The 16,114-nt window shown below is 64.2% G+C and carries 20 protein-coding genes and 1 tRNA gene; 11 read left to right on the top strand and 10 right to left on the bottom strand.

The window, feature by feature from the left end; genetic code table 11:
• Window positions 1-91: 91 nt before the first annotated feature.
• Window positions 92-463, top strand: coding sequence for an ArsR/SmtB family transcription factor (locus CIT37_RS08040; protein WP_038971098.1), 372 nt, complete (start codon window positions 92-94; stop codon window positions 461-463).
• Window positions 464-574: 111 nt separating this feature from the next.
• Here CIT37_RS08040 and CIT37_RS08045 read toward each other — a convergent pair.
• Window positions 575-650 (bottom strand) — tRNA-OTHER (locus CIT37_RS08045).
• Between the two features lie 54 nt (window positions 651-704).
• Entirely contained in the window at window positions 705-1,406 is a 702-nt protein-coding gene (locus CIT37_RS08050; protein ID WP_095426767.1) for a class I SAM-dependent methyltransferase, read from the bottom strand.
• Window positions 1,407-1,520: 114 nt separating this feature from the next.
• Between CIT37_RS08050 and CIT37_RS08055 the strand changes: the two genes are divergently transcribed.
• On the top strand, window positions 1,521-2,045 hold the full coding sequence (locus CIT37_RS08055; protein ID WP_028140495.1) for a Dps family protein: 525 nt from the start codon (window positions 1,521-1,523) through the stop codon (window positions 2,043-2,045).
• Between the two features lie 115 nt (window positions 2,046-2,160).
• On the opposite strand, the gene CIT37_RS08060 is transcribed toward CIT37_RS08055, so the two are convergent.
• Together CIT37_RS08060 and carA are read right to left on the bottom strand one after the other, a co-directional pair.
• The gene (locus tag CIT37_RS08060) at window positions 2,161-2,682 is read right to left on the bottom strand and encodes a cupin domain-containing protein (protein WP_038971109.1); all 522 of its coding nucleotides are present in this window, start codon (window positions 2,680-2,682) and stop codon (window positions 2,161-2,163) included.
• A gap of 173 nt (window positions 2,683-2,855) precedes the next feature.
• Window positions 2,856-4,046, bottom strand: a complete 1,191-nt coding sequence (gene carA, locus CIT37_RS08065; protein ID WP_038948142.1) for a glutamine-hydrolyzing carbamoyl-phosphate synthase small subunit — start codon at window positions 4,044-4,046, stop codon at window positions 2,856-2,858.
• A gap of 146 nt (window positions 4,047-4,192) precedes the next feature.
• Between carA and CIT37_RS08070 the strand changes: the two genes are divergently transcribed.
• The 7 genes from CIT37_RS08070 to CIT37_RS08100 all read left to right on the top strand — a co-directional run bounded on the left by CIT37_RS08070 (window position 4,193) and on the right by CIT37_RS08100 (window position 9,864).
• The gene (locus tag CIT37_RS08070; protein WP_038948144.1) at window positions 4,193-4,903 is read left to right on the top strand and encodes an alpha/beta fold hydrolase; all 711 of its coding nucleotides are present in this window, start codon (window positions 4,193-4,195) and stop codon (window positions 4,901-4,903) included.
• A gap of 51 nt (window positions 4,904-4,954) precedes the next feature.
• A complete protein-coding gene (locus CIT37_RS08075) occupies window positions 4,955-5,410 on the top strand; it encodes a GatB/YqeY domain-containing protein (protein ID WP_095426766.1) in 456 nt (151 codons plus the stop codon).
• 124 nt (window positions 5,411-5,534) lie between these two features.
• Window positions 5,535-6,671, top strand: coding sequence for an epoxide hydrolase family protein (locus CIT37_RS08080; protein WP_028140490.1), 1,137 nt, complete (start codon window positions 5,535-5,537; stop codon window positions 6,669-6,671).
• A gap of 159 nt (window positions 6,672-6,830) precedes the next feature.
• On the top strand, window positions 6,831-8,441 hold the full coding sequence (locus CIT37_RS08085; protein ID WP_038948147.1) for an acyl-CoA synthetase: 1,611 nt from the start codon (window positions 6,831-6,833) through the stop codon (window positions 8,439-8,441).
• Window positions 8,442-8,483: 42 nt separating this feature from the next.
• Window positions 8,484-8,951 carry a MarR family winged helix-turn-helix transcriptional regulator gene (locus CIT37_RS08090; protein ID WP_095426765.1) on the top strand — a complete coding sequence of 156 codons (468 nt, stop codon included), beginning with the start codon at window positions 8,484-8,486 and terminating at the stop codon, window positions 8,949-8,951.
• An 80-nt stretch (window positions 8,952-9,031) separates the two neighbouring features.
• The gene (locus CIT37_RS08095) at window positions 9,032-9,418 is read left to right on the top strand and encodes a nuclear transport factor 2 family protein (protein WP_095426764.1); all 387 of its coding nucleotides are present in this window, start codon (window positions 9,032-9,034) and stop codon (window positions 9,416-9,418) included.
• Window positions 9,419-9,420: 2 nt separating this feature from the next.
• Window positions 9,421-9,864: a hypothetical protein gene (locus tag CIT37_RS08100; RefSeq protein WP_028140486.1), complete on the top strand. Its 444-nt coding sequence runs from the start codon at window positions 9,421-9,423 to the stop codon at window positions 9,862-9,864.
• Window position 9,865: 1 nt separating this feature from the next.
• Here the strand turns inward: CIT37_RS08100 and CIT37_RS08105 are convergent, their stop codons facing one another.
• Window positions 9,866-12,097, bottom strand: coding sequence for an ATP-binding protein (locus CIT37_RS08105; protein ID WP_028140485.1), 2,232 nt, complete (start codon window positions 12,095-12,097; stop codon window positions 9,866-9,868).
• A 240-nt stretch (window positions 12,098-12,337) separates the two neighbouring features.
• Between CIT37_RS08105 and CIT37_RS08110 the strand changes: the two genes are divergently transcribed.
• On the top strand, window positions 12,338-13,111 hold the full coding sequence (locus CIT37_RS08110) for a DUF2189 domain-containing protein (RefSeq protein WP_028140484.1): 774 nt from the start codon (window positions 12,338-12,340) through the stop codon (window positions 13,109-13,111).
• 28 nt (window positions 13,112-13,139) lie between these two features.
• On the opposite strand, the gene CIT37_RS08115 is transcribed toward CIT37_RS08110, so the two are convergent.
• Window positions 13,140-13,331: a hypothetical protein gene (locus tag CIT37_RS08115; protein ID WP_028140483.1), complete on the bottom strand. Its 192-nt coding sequence runs from the start codon at window positions 13,329-13,331 to the stop codon at window positions 13,140-13,142.
• A complete protein-coding gene (locus CIT37_RS08120) occupies window positions 13,331-14,137 on the bottom strand; it encodes a transglutaminase-like domain-containing protein (RefSeq protein ID WP_028140482.1) in 807 nt (268 codons plus the stop codon). Before CIT37_RS08120 ends, CIT37_RS08115 begins: the two co-directional genes overlap by 1 nt.
• 389 nt (window positions 14,138-14,526) lie before the next feature.
• Here CIT37_RS08120 and CIT37_RS08125 point away from each other — a divergent pair, with 389 nt between their 5' ends.
• A complete protein-coding gene (locus CIT37_RS08125; protein WP_028140481.1) occupies window positions 14,527-14,706 on the top strand; it encodes a hypothetical protein in 180 nt (59 codons plus the stop codon).
• Between the two features lie 18 nt (window positions 14,707-14,724).
• Here CIT37_RS08125 and CIT37_RS08130 read toward each other — a convergent pair whose 3' ends face one another.
• From CIT37_RS08130 to CIT37_RS08140, 3 genes are read right to left on the bottom strand one after another with little or no spacing between them, the layout of a single operon-like run.
• On the bottom strand, window positions 14,725-15,237 hold the full coding sequence (locus tag CIT37_RS08130; protein WP_028140480.1) for an SRPBCC family protein: 513 nt from the start codon (window positions 15,235-15,237) through the stop codon (window positions 14,725-14,727).
• Complete coding sequence (locus tag CIT37_RS08135; RefSeq protein ID WP_095426763.1) at window positions 15,234-15,704, bottom strand: SRPBCC family protein; 471 nt, start codon at window positions 15,702-15,704, stop codon at window positions 15,234-15,236. Before CIT37_RS08135 ends, CIT37_RS08130 begins: the two co-directional genes overlap by 4 nt.
• Entirely contained in the window at window positions 15,697-16,011 is a 315-nt protein-coding gene (locus CIT37_RS08140) for an ArsR/SmtB family transcription factor (RefSeq protein ID WP_028140478.1), read from the bottom strand. Before CIT37_RS08140 ends, CIT37_RS08135 begins: the two co-directional genes overlap by 8 nt.
• Between the last annotated feature and the right edge of the window lie 103 nt (window positions 16,012-16,114).

Here is a 16,114-nt window from a genome sequence, read left to right on the forward strand (position 1 = left end):
CGTTTATTGAACTATTGGATATGGTGGTTTGTAAGTCAATTGGTTCAAGAACTATTGAACATTGCGGCCGCTTCGCTATGATTCCCGGGTCATGAGCCGCACACCTCTCCACCCGACCCGCGAGCAAATCGAATTGCCGATGGTGCTGGATTGCCTCAGCGATCCGATCCGGCTCGCCATCGTCTACCAGCTCGCCCAGCAGGAACGTGTCAGCAGCGAGCTCCGCTGCGGCGACTTCAACGGGCTCGCGGGCAAGTCCAACCTCGCCTATCACTTCGCCAAGCTGCGCGAATGCGGCGTGATGCAGACGCGCGTGGCCGGCACCAACCGCTTCATGCGGCTGCGCCGTGAGGATCTGGACGCGCGTTTTCCCGGCCTGCTCGATGCGGTGATCAGCTCTGCCGCCAAGGATGCCGAGCGGCTTCAGCTGATGGCTGAGTGTGAAGTGGTGGAGGCAGGTTGAGGTTTGCGCGGGCAGTCCGTCTACGCTTCCGCTGCGCTCCAGCTAGGCCGGACACGCTTCGCCCCTTCGGGTCAAGCGTGGCTGCGCCACGCGTAGCCCGAAGGCGAAGCGTGGAGACCCGGCCTGGATTTGAACCAGGATGTAGAGCGTTGCACCGCCCTCGCGTAGACGCTTCCGCCACCGGGCCACGGCGATCATTACCGATTGCAGTGCGACAAGCTACAACGGCTAATTGTTATGCTTAACGAACCAGAGGCTGCCGCGCGACGAAGGTCATGCGCCAGCGATTATGGCCGATATTGGTGTGGGCGCGCTGGACCGCGAACCCGGCCGCTCTCAGCTTGGCGGTGATCTCCTCCTCGCTGTAGCGCTGGAGCCCGATGCGCGTGCGCAGATGTCGGTAATCGGACAGCGCGGTGCTGATGAGCCCGACCAGCGCGTCCTTCAAGAAACCGTGGCGCAGGCCGAAGCCGAGCAGCGCCATGACGTCCCTGACCATGCCGACATTGGGCTGGAGGATGTCCCCCAGCACCAGCTTGCCGGAGGGCTTCAGGATACGGCGGATGGTGAGGAGCGCGGCGTCGAGCTCCTCCGGCGCCATGTATTGCGCGACCGAGTTCATCACGACGAGGTCGATCGACTGGTCCTGCATCTTGCGGACATCGTCGAGCGAGCGGACGCGGATCTTGGTGTTCGGGGCAAACCGCGCGATCAGCCGGCCGCGCACGCCCGGCGCGGGCTCGGCGAGGATCAGCTTGCCGCAGCTACCAGCCACCTGGCTCGCCGACAGCGCCTCGCCGCAGGCATAGTCCAGCACCGTTGCGTCCGGCGAGGAGATGTAGCCGATGATGTCCCGCGCGATGATCTGGAAGTGCAAGTCGCGATGCAGCTTGCTGACATAGATCGTATGCGTCGAGTCGTAATAATCGATCCAATCGTCCATGGTATTCGAAGGTCCCCGCCAAACGGTTCCCGTCAAGGAACCGGCGCTGCCCGCCTTGCGTTAGGGGTGCGACGGCGCGCCGTCAATGTCCGCGTCCTAACAGGAAGGCTTCCCGTGAGCAAAACCAACAACAAGGTCTCGCCCGATCTCGATACCCCCACCGACCTGTCGCCCGACGGGGTCAAGAAGGTCTCGGAGGCGCTCAACGTACTTCTGGCCGACGCCTTCGCGCTGTATCTGAAGACCAAGAATTTCCATTGGCACATCAGCGGCCGCCACTTCCGCGACTATCATCTGCTGCTCGACGAGCAGTCCGACCAGATCTTCGCCACCACCGACCAGCTCGCCGAGCGCGTCCGCAAGATCGGCGGCACCACGCTGAAGTCGATCGGCCAGGTCGCAAAGCTCCAGACCATCAAGGACAACAACGAGGACTACGTCCCGCCGCGCGAGATGCTGCGCGAACTGATGCAGGACAACAAGCACGTCGCGGCCGCGATGCGCAAAGCGCACGACGTCTGCGACGACGCCGGCGATGTCGCCAGCGCCAGCATTTTGGAAGTGTTCATCGACGAGACCGAGCGCCGGACGTGGTTCCTGTTCGAGGCCACGCGGCAGGAAGGCAGCAACGCGGCGTAGGGCGAACTGCCGTAGGATGGGTTAGCCGCAGGCGTAACCCACCTCTTCTGTTTCGGCGGAGACAGACGTGGTGGATTACGCTTCGCAAATCCACCCTACGCACCTTCGCTTTTGTCTACCGCCACAACCGCATTAACGCCCCATCCTTGCCCGTCACGGGATCAGCCGGCGGCAGCGCGACTTGTGGAATCGTCTTCAGCGCCTTGGCGTGGTTGTCCGGCGTTGCGCGCGTGATCTCCATCTTCGCGCCGGGCGGATAGGCACCGATCACGCAGAAATCCTCGCTCGCCCTGATGCATTGATGTCCGGTGCCGGCCGGCAGGATCGCGACATCACCCGCCTTGATCTCGAGCTCCTGGCCATGGTCGCCGCCGAAGCGGACGCGGGCGCTGCCGCGCGCCACGCCGAGCACCTCATGCACCGTCGCGTGGTAATGCAGATAATCGTAGACACCGTTGCGCCACGTCCCGCCCCAGCCGTTCGCTTCGAACAGGTTCTCGATGGTCTCTTCCGGCTGCTTCGGGTCGAGCTTCACCGCACCCTGGTAGACCAGGAAGGGGCGGATGTTGTTCGGCACGAGCCCATCATCCTCGAACACGATGGCGAGCGGCTCGGCCTTGTCGCGGACGACGGACATGGCGGGCTCCGGCTGCAAAAGACAGCGGGACAACATTCTATCGTGTGGAGGTGTTCCTCAACGGGTCACCTGTCCCGGACGCGCTGCAGCGTGCAACGCTGCGGCGCAGAGCCGGGACCCAGAGAGCCGCGAGTGGTAGGCCCCGGTTCAGCGGGGGCATGAGAGCGCGCGTCTTACGCGCTCTTCTTCTGACGCATCAGATCCGCAAAACGCTGGAACAGATAGTGCGAGTCGCGCGGGCCGGGCGATGCTTCCGGGTGGTACTGCACCGAGAACACCGGCTTGCCGTCGAGCTGGATGCCGCAATTGGAGCCGTCGAACAGCGAGATGTGGGTCTGCGTCGCGCCCTTCGGCAGCGTGGTCTCGTCGACCGCAAAGCCGTGGTTCATCGAGGTGATCTCGACCTTGCCGGTGGTCTCGTCCTTCACGGGGTGGTTGGCGCCGTGATGGCCCTGATGCATCTTCTTCGTCTTCGCGCCGACGGCGAGGCCGAGCATCTGGTGGCCAAGGCAAATGCCGAAGGTCGGCGTGCCCGACTTGATGACGTCCCGGATCACGGGCACGGCATATTTGCCGGTCGCGGCCGGATCGCCGGGACCGTTCGACAGGAACACGCCGTCCGGCTTCATCGCCAGAATGTCTTCGGACGAGGTCGTCGCCGGCACCACCGTCACCTTGCAGCCGACGCCGGCGAGCAGGCGCAGGATGTTGCGCTTGATGCCGTAGTCGATGGCGACGACGTTGAACTCAGCCTTGTCCTGGCGGCCAAAGCCCTTGTCCCACAGCCACGGCGTCTCGTCCCAGGTGAAGCGCTGGCCGCTTGTGACCATCGGCACGAGGTCCATGCCCTCGAGGCCCGGCCATTCGCGCGCCTCTTCCTTCAACCCATGCAGGTCGAACTCGCCGTTCCTGGCGTGCGCGATCACGGCGTTGGGCATGCCCTTGCTGCGGATCAGCGCGGTCAGGGCGCGGGTGTCGATGCCGGAGAGGCCGATGATGCCGCGCGCCTTCAGCCACTGGTCGAGATGCTTGGTGGCGCGGTAGTTCGAGGGATCGGTGATCGCGGTGCGCAGGATCACGCCGCGCGCGCCCGGCGTCGCCGCCATGTTCACCGTCTCGATGTCTTCCTCGTTGGTACCGACATTGCCGATATGCGGGAAGGTGAAGGTGATGAGCTGGCCGGCATAGGAGGGATCGGTGAGGATCTCCTCATAGCCGGTCATCGCGGTGTTGAAGCAGACTTCACCAACGGCGTGGCCTTCGGCGCCGAGGCCAAAGCCTTCGAGCACGGTGCCATCGGCGAGCACGAGGAGCGCGGTCGGTTTATGGTCCGGCCAGGCGGGATCGTTGTCATGTTGTGTCATGAGCGCGTTTCATAAGCCTGCCGGACGCCCCCGTCAAAGCGCAGATGCGCCGATTCACATGCGTTTTTGCATATTTGACAGCCCGTCTCGGGCTCCTAAGCTTGGCCGCACAATTTCCGGCAAATTCCTGGGCTTGCGAGGCAATAATGGACCAGACCACCCCGATTCTGTTGGTTCCGGGGCTGGCCTCCTCGGCCCGGATCTATGCCCCTGTCATCCCGGCGCTGTGGCGCTTCGGCCCGGTCATGGTTGCCAACCATATCCGCGACGACAGCATGGCGGCGATCGCCGCCCGCGTGCTGAGCGAGGCCCCGCCGCGCTTCGCGCTCGCTGGCCATTCCATGGGCGGCTACATCGCATTCGAGATCATGCGCCAGGCGCCCGAGCGGGTGGCCAAGCTCGCGTTGATCAACACCCAGGCGCGGCCCGACACCCCGGAGGCGACCGTGCGCCGCCGCGGCCTGATGGAGCGCGCCCGGCGCGGCGAGCTCCGCGCAATCCGCGAGGAGAGTTTTCCGGAGCTCGTGCATCCGTCGCGGCGCGATGATGCCGATATTCTCAAGCTGGTGCATGCGCAGGACGAGGATGTCGGTGTCGAGGGCTATCTGCGGCAGCAGACCGCGATCATCGCACGGGTGGATTCGCGCCCGACGCTTGCAGCGATCAAATGCCCGACGCTGGTGTTGACGGGCGATGCTGACAACACCATCCCGAACGCTCTCTCCAGGGAGATGGCCGAGGGCATCGCCGGCGCTAGGCTCAAAGTCCTCGATCGCTGCGGGCACTTGCCGCAAGCCGAGCAGCCGCAAGCGACAGTGCGGGCCTTGACCGAATGGCTCGGAACCGAGGTTGTCTAGGGGCCGCGAACGGCCTAGATCAGGCGTCAGATATTCGAAGGGATCACGATCATGTTGCGCGACGACATCAACAATGCGGTCAAGGAGGCCATGAAGGCCAAGGACGAGCGCAAGCTGTCCACGCTGCGCATGGTCAATTCGACCATCAAGAATGCCGACATCGATGCGCGCGGGCAGGGCAAGCCGCCGTTGTCGGACGCCGACCTGCTCGGCGTCTTTCAGAAGATGATCAAGCAGCGGCAGGAGTCGGTCGAGCTCTACGAAAAAGGCGGCCGCGCCGAGCTTGCGGCCCAGGAGCGCGAGGAGATCGCAGTGATCTCGGCGTATCTGCCGAAGCAGATGGCCGACGACGAGGTGAAGAAGGCGATCGCGGACGCGATCACTGAAACCGGCGCCGCCGGCATGAAGGACATGGGCAAGGTGATCGCCGTGCTGCGCGTCAAGTATGCCGGACAGATGGATTTCGGCAAGGCCAGCGGTTTGGTGAAGGCGGCGCTGTCGGGCTAAGTCGTCATTCCGGGGCACGCGTAGCGTGAACCCGGAATCCATCGCGCTGCTGAGTCCGTTGCTTAATGGATTCCGGGCTCGCGCTACGCGCGCCCCGGAATGACAAGAAGAAGGGAGGCAGCCAATGACCGCCATCAAACCGTTCCGCATCGCCATCAGCGACGACATTCTCTCCGATCTCAAGTCGCGTCTCACCCGCACGCGCTGGCCGGAGGCGGAGCTGGTTGACGACTGGAGCCAAGGCGCGCCGCTGAAGTGGATTCAGGAGGTCTGCACCTATTGGGCCGATGGCTACGACTGGCGGGCGCGCGAGGCAAAGCTCAACCGCTTCGAACAGTTCACCACCGAGATCGACGGGCTCGACATTCATTTCTCGCATGTGCGCTCGAAAGAGCCAAACGCGCTGCCGCTGATCATCACCCATGGCTGGCCGGGTTCGATCGTCGAATTCCAGAAGGTGATCGCGCCGCTGGTCGATCCGGTCGCGCATGGCGGCAATCCCGCGGACGCGTTTCACGTCGTCTGTCCCTCGCTGCCGGGCTTCGGCTTCTCCGCCAAGCCGAAGGCCACCGGCTGGGGCGTCGACCGCATCGCCGCGACCTGGGCGAAGCTGATGGAGCGGCTCGGCTATGCGCGCTACGGCGCGCAAGGCGGCGACTGGGGCTCGGCGGTGACGGCCTCGCTCGGTGCGCAGGATGCGGCGCACTGCGCCGGCATTCACATCACGCTGTCCTTCAACTCGCCGCCGCGCATGGAGGGCGAGCCGACCGCGGAGGAGAAGCGAGCGCTCGCCGGCCTCAAGCATTACGTCGATCTCGACTCCGGCTACTCCAAGCAGCAATCGACGCGCCCGCAGACGCTCGGCTATGGCCTCACGGATTCGCCGAGCGGGCAGGCGGCCTGGATTCTGGAGAAATTCTGGGCCTGGACCGATTGCGACGGCCATCCCGAGAACATCTTCACCAGGGACGAGTTACTCGACAACGTCATGCTGTACTGGGTGACGGAGACGGCGACCTCCTCGGCGCGGCTCTACTGGGAGAGCTTTGGCAAACGCCGCACCACGCCTGTCGTCAAGGTGCCGACGGGCGTCGCCGCGTTCCCCAAGGAGATCATCACGCCGGTGCGACGCTGGATGGAACCGAACTTCCATGACATCACGCATTGGAGCGAGATGGAGAAGGGCGGCCATTTCGCCGCGTTCGAGCAGCCGGAGCTGTTCGTGCGCGATGTCAGGAAGTTCTTTGCGACGGTGCGGTGAAGGGTCCCCTCAAACGTCATGCCCGGGCTTGTCCCGGGCATCCACGGCCTTAGACTAGCAGTGAAGCAAGAAGAGCGTGGATGGCCGGGACTTGATCGCGAAGACGCGCTTTGCGCTTTTGCCGGCCATGACCGAGACTGACGGAAACGATCCAAGCCCATGCTGACCGAAGCCGCAACCTACGACGAACTCACTCGCAACTTCCGCTGGGACATCCCGGCGCGCTTCAACATGGCGGAAGCATGCTGCGATCGGCATGCCGACGGCACCGGCCGGCTCGCGCTGATCTATGTCGACGAGAACGGCGCCACCACGCGAACCTCCTTCGACGAGGTCGCGGACATGTCGCGCCGCTTCGCCAACGTGCTGAAGGCGGATGGGCTTTCGCGCGGCGACCGCGTCGCGGTGTTCCTGTCGCAATCGCTGGAGCTGCCGATCGCGCATATGGCGGCATTCCGCTCAGGCCTGGTCTCGATCCCTCTGTTCGCACTGTTCGGCGAGGACGCGCTGGAATTTCGCCTGTCGAATTCACACGCGAGGGCAATCATCACCGATGAGGCGGGCTGGGAGAAGCTCACGAAGATCCGCGAGCGGCTGCCCTATCTGCAGGACATCTATGTCACGAGCGGCGCCGTCCACGCCGGCGCAAAGCCATTCTGGCCGGCGATCGAAACCGCGTCCGAGGACTTTGCGACCGTCGACACCGCCGCCGACGATCCCGCGCTGATCATCTACACCTCGGGCACGACGGGAAATCCCAAGGGCGCGCTGCATGCGCACCGCGTCGTGCTAGGCCATCTCCCCAATGTCGAGATGTGTCACAACTTCCTGCCGCGTCCCGGCGATCTCATGTGGACGCCGGCGGACTGGGCCTGGATCGGCGGCCTCGTCAACGGCCTGCTCGCATTCTGGTATCACGGCATCCCCCTGGTCGGGCATCGCGCGCGCAAATTCGAGCCGCAGGCGGCGATGCAGATGATGGCCGACCTTGGCGTCCGCAACGTCTTCCTGCCGCCGACCGCGCTCAAGCTGATGCGGCAGGCCGGGGTGAAGCATCCGGGCGTCAAGCTCCGCAGCATCTTCACCGGCGGAGAATCGCTCGGCGGCGAACTGCTCGGCTGGGTTCGCGAGACTTTTGGTATCGACGCCCATGAGGTGTTCGGCCAGACCGAGTGCAATCTCGTGATCGGCAGCAACTCCAATCTGTTTCCGATCCGCCCGGGTTCGATGGGCAAGGCGACGCCGGGCTTCGACGTCCGCATCGTCAACGACAAGGGCGAAGAATTGCCGCGCGGCCAGCGGGGCATCATCGGCGTGCGCCAGCCATGCCCCGTCACCATGCTCGAATACTGGCGCAATCCGGAGGCGACGGCGAAGAAATATGCCGGCGAATTCCTGCTCACCGGCGATCTCGGCGTGCAGGACGAGGACGGCTATTTCTGGTACGTCAGCCGCGAGGACGACGTCATCACCACCGCCGGCTATCGCGTCGGCCCGTCCGAGATCGAGCACACGCTGATGAAGCATCCCTCGGTGGCAATGGCCGCGGTGGTCGGCATCCCCGATCCGATCCGCACCGAATCGATCAAGGCCTGGATCGTGCTGCGTCCGGGCTTTACCGGCACCGACGCGCTGGCGCGCGAGATCCAGGAGTTCGTCAAGGTGCAGCTCGCCGCGCATGAATATCCGCGGTTCGTCGAATTCGCCGAGACGCTGCCGATGACGGCGACAGGCAAGGTGCTGCGGCGCGAGCTGCGGGCCAAGGGCTGACGCTTACAAGGGCTGACTTCTTACAAGGGCTGACTTCCGACAATGGCCAGGACGTCTCAAGCCGCGGGACTTCACCGCGCTTCGCTCGACAAGCTGCACGATCTCGATGCGGCGCTGGAGCTCATGTATTACGGCTGGCGCGGCATGACGCTGGAAGCCGACGAATATCTTGCGAAGCAGGGCCTGTCGCGTCCGCATCATCGTATCCTCTATGTGGTGGCACGCCGGCCCGATATCGCGATCGGCTCGCTGCTCGAGGTCCTCGGCATTTCCAAGCAGGCCTTGAGCCGGCCGCTCAGTCTGCTGCTCGAGCGCAAGCTGGTGACGTCGAAGCGCTCGCCCGAGCAGCATCGCTCCAAGCTGCTGCGTCTGACGGCCGCCGGGCAGCGCATCGAGCAACGGGCCTCGGACCACGAGCGCAAGGTCTTGCGCGAGGCGTTCGATCGCGTCGGCGCATCCGGGGCGGCGGCATGGATGGCGGTCATGGGGACGATCGCCGACAACAATTGACCGTTCTTAAAGTCAATATAGTTGACATGAGAAGCGGGCTTTGTCACTGTCCTGGCAACGAGCCGGGGAGGGCTCGTGTCATGAGCGGACAGAATCCATTGAGCGCGCAGAAAATGAATCGCGTGGCCGCCGAACGCTTCGTCGCGGCCTGGTGCGCGAGCTGGTGCAAGGTCGATATCGACGCGGTGGTGGCGCATCTTGCCGAGAATGCGCAGATGCGCAGCCCTCTGGCGCTGACGCTGACCGGTTCTCCTGTCGTCGCCGGCATCGAGAATATCCGCGCCTATTGGCGCAAAGCCTATGGCCACATCGAAAGCGCGGACCTGAGGATCCTGAGCTGGAGCTGGGACGACACCATCGCGCGCCTGACGGTGTGGTGGCAGCTGGGAGACACGCGCGCCAGCGAGTTCATGGATTTCGACGCTACGGGGCGCGTCGTGCGCAGCGAAGCCTTTTACGGAAAATGACCATGCGCCTTTCGGATATCGTCCTGCTCCTCAACACGCTGTGGTTCGGCGGCGCCTTCATCCAGTTCAGCATTGCGCAGGCCAACACCCTGAAGATCTTGCTGCCGCGGGAAGAGCGCAGCAATCCGATCGCGCCAACCCTGGCGGCCAGCGTCGCGTTCCTGGGCGGGATGAACCTGCCGATAGGGGTGTTGTCGTTCTACCTTCTGGCTGCGCGTCCGCTCTTCTTTCAGCCGGTCGAGGCGCAGCTCACGCTGTTCCTGTTCTTTTCGGCCTGCCATTTCAGCCAGTTCGCCTATAACCTCCCGGTGCTGATGCGTGGCGGACGCGTCGGGGTCGCCTACTGGCCGGTGTTGAAGGGGCCGATGCTCCGGATCTTCGTCATCGACGCGGGCCTGTTCGCGGCCAATCTCGCAGTGGCGCTCCAGCTCGCGATAGCGTCCTGATCTACCGCGACGGCTCCGAGAGCGCGGCCCGCAGCATCGCCGCAAGATCCTTTCGCCGGAACGGCTTGGTCAGAATGCGGGCGTCGCCGACCCCGTCCGGTGTCTTGACGGGCGTCTGGCTGTAGCCGGAGGTGAAGAGCACCTTGAGATCAGGCCGCAGCCCGGTTGCTTGCCTCGCAAGCTCCGGCCCGAACATGCCGCCGGGCATGACGACGTCGGTGAACAGCAACTGGATGTCCCCGGGCTGGCGCAGCACCTCCAGCGCCGCCGGTCCGTTCGACGTGGCGATGACCCGGTAGCCCAGCGTCCTGAGCTCGTTCTCGACATAGGCCCGCACCATGTCGTCGTCTTCGACGAGGAGAATGGTCTCGTGTCCCGCTTGTGTGACGGTCGCTTCCGCCGGGCGCAGGTCCTGGCCTGGCGGCGTTGCGATACGGGGAAAGAACAGCCTGACGACACTGCCTCGTCCCGGCTCGGACTGCATCTGCACAAGTCCGCCGGACTGTTGTGCAAATCCGTAGACCATGCTCAGGCCCAGGCCGGTCCCCTTGCCGACCTCCTTGGTCGTGAAGAACGGCTCGAACGCGCGGCTGACCACCTCGGCGCTCATGCCGCTGCCGGTATCGGTGACGGCCACCATCACATAGTCGCCGGGCCGCGGCTCGCCGTTGACGTCGAGGTCGGATTCACCGAGCGAGCTGTTATGGACCTCGACCGTCAGCTTGCCGCCCTCCGGCATCGCGTCGCGCGCGTTGAGTACGAGGTTGAGCAGGGCCGTCGTCAGCTGGCCGGGATCGACGCTGGTCGGCCATAAATCCCGGTCGAACGCGAAGCGGCACTCGATGTGCTCGCCCAGCGTCCGGCGCAGAAGCTGCTCCATGCCGAGCACTTTCTCGGCGATGTCGATCTCTCTCGGCCGCAGCGGCTGCTTGCGCGCGAAGGCGAGCAGGCTCCGCGTCAGGTCAGAACCGCGCTCGGCGGCGGTCGCGATGTCGCCGGCAATGCGGTGCAATTCCTTGTTTCCCGCCAGCCGGTCGGCGAGATGCTCCGAGTTGCCGAGAATGACGGTCAAGAGATTGTTGAAATCATGCGCCACGCCGCCGGTGAGCTGGCCCATGGCTTCCATCTTCTGGGATTGGCTGAGCTTCTGGTTGAGATCCGCGATCGCGGCGCGCTGCTGTTCTAGCGATTCGGCGGTGCCGTTGAGCAGGCTCATCAATCCGCCGAGCTCGCCGCCCGGATGGGGCTCCGGAATGCGGGCGCTGAGATCGCCGCGCGCGAGCCTCTTCGCCATGGTGGCGAGCCGCCCGATCTGGCGGCCGATGCTCACGGTCGTGAGGATCCATAAGCCGGCGAGGAGCAGCAGCAAGGCCACCGCGAGAATCGCCATGTCCTCGTAAAGCCGGCGGTTCGCCGCCGCGACCAGTCCGTCCTTGGAGCGTCCGACCATGATGGTGAGGCCGGCCTTGCGCATCGAGGGCGAGCGGGCAACGCCCCAGATCTGCGTGCGGCCCCCGCGGTCGGTGACTTCCCGAAATGGCTCGCCATCGGGCGCTGCGGCAAAGCGGAACAGATCGGAGCCCGCAATGGTCCCGCCGACAGGCTCGCTCCAGCCGCCGCCCTTGGGGGCGACCAGGACCGTACCTTTGGCGTCGACGAACAGGATATCCTTCTCGGCGAGCAGCCGCTTGTCGTGAAATTCCGCGAATTTGTTCAAGTTGAAGGACGCGAGCAGCACGAACTTCAGCGCGCCCGTCTCCGATCGCACGGGATAGGCGATCTGCAGCACCGATAGCCCGGTAAGACGGCCGAACACCGGCTCTGCGGCAACGACGCCTTGAAGACCCTTGACCTCTTTGAAATAGCCACGGTCGTTCAGGTCGAGGGTGCGGTTGGTCCGAAGCGAGTCGCAGAACAGGCTGCCGTCGGGATCGATGGTCAGGATGCCCGTGAACTGCGGGTATTCTTCGCGCACTTCCGACAGAAACGCCGAGCACGCCGCCTTGTCGCGCGTGTCGAGGTCGCGGGCCCGGGCCAGACCGTAGTGGAGCTGGGCGGTGCCCTGGATCTTCTCGTTCAGATCGCTGGCGATGTCGTCGGCGGATGCGGCCAGATTGGCCAGCGCCGCGTCGATCTCGCTGGCCCGGTTCTGCACGAAGCGCAGCCCGACCAGGATCGCCGGCACGAGCATGGCGGCGATGACGAGGATCAGTAACCGGGTACGCAGGCTCATCGGTGGGGCGGTCCGCTCTCAGGCGTATCTGCTCGGAGGTATAATTTGCGGCACGATCGTCTGCTCAGTCCATAGCCATTGGGCGAAAATCGCACTGATGGTCAAGGATTTCACACCGCGAGCATAGTTACCTCGCCGCTATTCTTCGCGCCGGCTCGCATCAAGTTGCGCCTGCGCGCGGCGGCGCTAGTATCGCAGCCTGCGCGCGACGAAGATCGCGTCGATGTGTGGAGGGAGCTGATGTCCATCTCCGGCAAGGTCGATCCGGTGGTACGTCGCGTCGCGGCGACCGACATCGCCGAGGCGCTGGTCGAGGGTCTGCGCGATTTCCAGGCGCTGCCGTTCTACGGTCTCTGCTTCGGCGCGCTCTACGCCGCCGGCGGCATCGCCATCATGCTGTGCCTCACCGCCTTCGGCATGGTCTATCTCGTCTATCCCCTGGCGGCCGGCTTCGCGTTGATCGGGCCGTTCGTGGCGATCGGACTCTATGAGGTCAGCCGCCGCCGTGAGCGCGGCGAGCCGGTCTCCTTCGGCGCGATCTGGTCGGCCGTGCGCGCGCGCAGCGAGATCGGCTGGATGGCGTTCGTCACGCTGTTCGTGTTCGTGATATGGATGTACCAGGTGCGGCTTTTGATCGCGCTCCTGCTCGGCCTGCACGCTTCGTTCTCGAGCCTTCAGGAATTCATGACCGTGGTGCTGACCACGAATGAAGGCCTGCTGTTCCTCGGCATCGGCAATGCGGTCGGTGCGGTGCTGTCGCTGATCCTGTTCTCGTTGACCGTGGTGTCGTTTCCGCTGCTGCTCGACCGCGAGGTCGATTTCGTCACGGCGATGGTGACGAGCGTGCGCGCAGTGGTGACGAGCCCGCTGCCGATGATCACATGGGCCGCCGTGATCGTGATGCTGCTGATCGTCTCGGCGCTGCCTTACTTTCTCGGGCTGATCGTGACACTGCCCGTGCTCGGGCATGCGACCTGGCATCTTTATCGGCGGCTGGTGGTGCCGGCGGCGTAAGAAGGGAGCCGGGCGCGACGGCGGCGAGCTATTCGCCCGTTGCCAAGCGGCGAACGCCGGATGAGGTCAGTTCGAGTTCGCCGAGCCGCCTGATCGCATAACCCAGGTTGACCAGGCGTTCGCCGTGTCCTTGCGGAATATCGTCCTGCGCCTTGCCCTTGCCGACCTCGGCCAGCGACGCGAATTCATCGGCGCTGAGCGCAGCGGTGCTGTCTGTCATCAGGCGACCTCGTTCGTCCATACCTTGAAATTGAGCAGGGTATTCGGCCCGAAGGTCTGGGTGATCGGGACGTCTGCGGCGTCGCGTCCCTGTGCGATCAGCACGCGGCCAATCCGCGGCGTGTTGTTGCGCGGATCGAACATGTGCCAGCTCCCACCGATGAAAGCCTCGAACCAGGCCGCGAAATCTCCCGCAGGCCACGGCTGCGGTGTGCCGATGTCGCTGAGGTAGCCGGTGCAATAACGCGCCGGGATGTTCATGCAACGGCAGAAAGCGATGGCGAGATGGGCATAGTCGCGGCATACGCCCTTGCCTTCGTCGTAGGCTTCCCGGGCTGTCCTGGTCGCACGCGCGTGCTCATGCCCGAACGTGATGCGGCGATGAACAAAATCGCAGATGGCCTGGACCCGCGCCCAGCCCGGCGGCGTCTGCTCGAACAACTTCCACGCGATGTCCGACAGGCGATCGGTCTCGCAGTAGCGACTACCGAGCAGATAGACGAGCGCGTCGGCCGGCAGCGCTTCGACGGCGTGCTGAATCGCTTTTGGAAACACCGGGTCGGGCAGGCCGCTGTCGCCAACGACGCCATCGCCGGCAAGGCGGAAGGCGCCGGCTGGCGCTACGATGCGGCTGCACCAATTGCCGAAGAGGTCGCGATAGGGACTGATCGCCACCGAGGGGCTGGTGGTCAGCAGATCGGGCACGATCACATCGGAGGCGCGCGTGAAGTGCGTGCCCAACACCATGATCATGGGCGTCGGCTGCGGGAATTCGTACAGCATCTCGTACCCGACGCGGAGCTTCATACGAAACACTTTCCCTTGGCTAAGCTCTCAACATGGCTACGAAGCGGTCGAACACAAGGCTTCGACCGCCTTATTCGCCCGCGAGCGGCATTTGGCGCTTCAAAAGCGCGGCGCGGGCGAGAAAACGATAGCTAATTGCAGTGATTGCGCGCACGGTGCGCCAATGTCGGGCAGGCCGGTCGTCTCTGCGCACACAGGCCGCTACGACTCCAAGCGCGCGACGTGAACGGCTCATTTCTGGCGTCGGCGGAACCGACACGTCGTAACGACGACCATTGGCGTATTGCCCGTTTCAGCGGCTGGGCCGCGCGCGGCGGGCTCGTGCCGCTCGATGACGGGAAGATTCCATCGCGGTCGATGTGAGATCGAACGCCAACCGAAAGCACCTGATGCAAACGCTCTCCCCACGGCACGTCAAGGCAGACGAAGCGCTCCGGCTCGGCGTGGAGTCGGGCTGGTACGCGATCAAAGTCAGCGGGACCTTTGTCTCGGGGCCGCACGACTCTGAAGGGGAATGCCGTCGCAAGATCGACGAGATTCATCCGCCGCTGGTGAAGAAGAAGCGATGAGGGCCCAGGTTCCGGCCGCTACGGCGTCTTGATCCCCATCGCCTTCAGCGCATCCAGCATCCGCTGCGGCGGGCCCATCTTCACCACCAGCGGCTTGCCGGTCTCGAGCACGCTCTTGAGACCGGACAGGATCGCCGGCCAGCCCTGCCGTCCGCCTTCGAGGATGTCGTCGCCGAGCGGGCGGTCGTGGCCTTCGCTCATGGTGAGGCGGACCGCATCGCCGGCCTGTTCGATCTCGTAGGTGACGAGCGTCGGGCCGAGCTTCTCGATCAGCTTGGGCCAGTTCACGTTGAATGTGACCGAAAGCTTTCGCGGCGGATCGTAGGCGAGAACCTCGCCGCTGATGTGCAACGCGCCATCGGGCGTGCGCACGGTGAACGCACCGCCAAGACGCGGCTCGACCTCCACGGCATTGCCGAAGAAATACTGCTTGCTGAACTCGGCCGAGGTCAGCGCCTCCCATACCTTCTCCGGCGTCGAAGCGATGTAGATGGTGTAGACCGTCAGCGGCTTGAATTGATCGAGGTTCATTTTGCGTCGAATCCCTTGTTGAGCGCCGTGCGCGGGATGGCGAGCACTTTGCCGCTCTCCAGCAGGCTCTTGAGCCTGGACAGGATCGCCGGCCAGCCATTGGAGACGGCGCCGAGATATTTGCCGCCCTCGACGAAGCCGTCATGCAACACGGTCAAACGCACGAGCGCGCCGAACGGTTCGATGGTGAAGACGACGCGTGAGATCGGCTCGCCGCGCAGCTCTTCGAACTTCTGGTGCTTGAAGCTGTAGGACAGGCGGCGCGGCGGATCGGCCTCGAGGATCTCGCCGGAATCGGTGATCTCGCCGTCGAGCGTGAGCGCAAAGGGCGAGCCGGCTTTCCAGTCGGAGCGGACCTCGGCGCCGAACCAATATTGCCTGGTGAATTCGCTCGACGTCAGCGCCTCCCATAGCTTTTCCGGCGTGGTCTCGATATAGGTCACGTAGACGAACTCCGGCTTACTCATCGCGCTTCTCCAACTGGCGTTTCAACTCGCTGAGTGCGGCGAGCTTGCCGCGCTCGAATTTTTTGATCCAGCGTTCGCCGATCTGATGGATCGGCACCGGGTTGAGATAGTGCAGCTTCTCGCGGCCATGCCTGATAGCGGTGACCAGATTGGCCTCTTCCAGAATGACAAGGTGCTTGGTCACGGCCTGTCGCGTCATCGCAAGGCCCTCGCAGAGCTCGTTCAGCGTCTGGCCGTTTTTGGCGTGAAGCCTGTCGAGCAGCGACCGTCGTGACGCATCGGCGAGCGCTTTGAAGACCTCATCCATGGCATCGATAATAGGCAACCAAATGGTTGCATGTCAAGCGCGCCGTCATTCCGGAAACCGCGCAGCAATTATCCGGAATCTCGAGATTGCGGGTTCGCACTTT

The organism is Bradyrhizobium ottawaense, from assembly GCF_002278135.3.
GTDB classification, from domain to species: domain Bacteria; phylum Pseudomonadota; class Alphaproteobacteria; order Rhizobiales; family Xanthobacteraceae; genus Bradyrhizobium; species Bradyrhizobium ottawaense.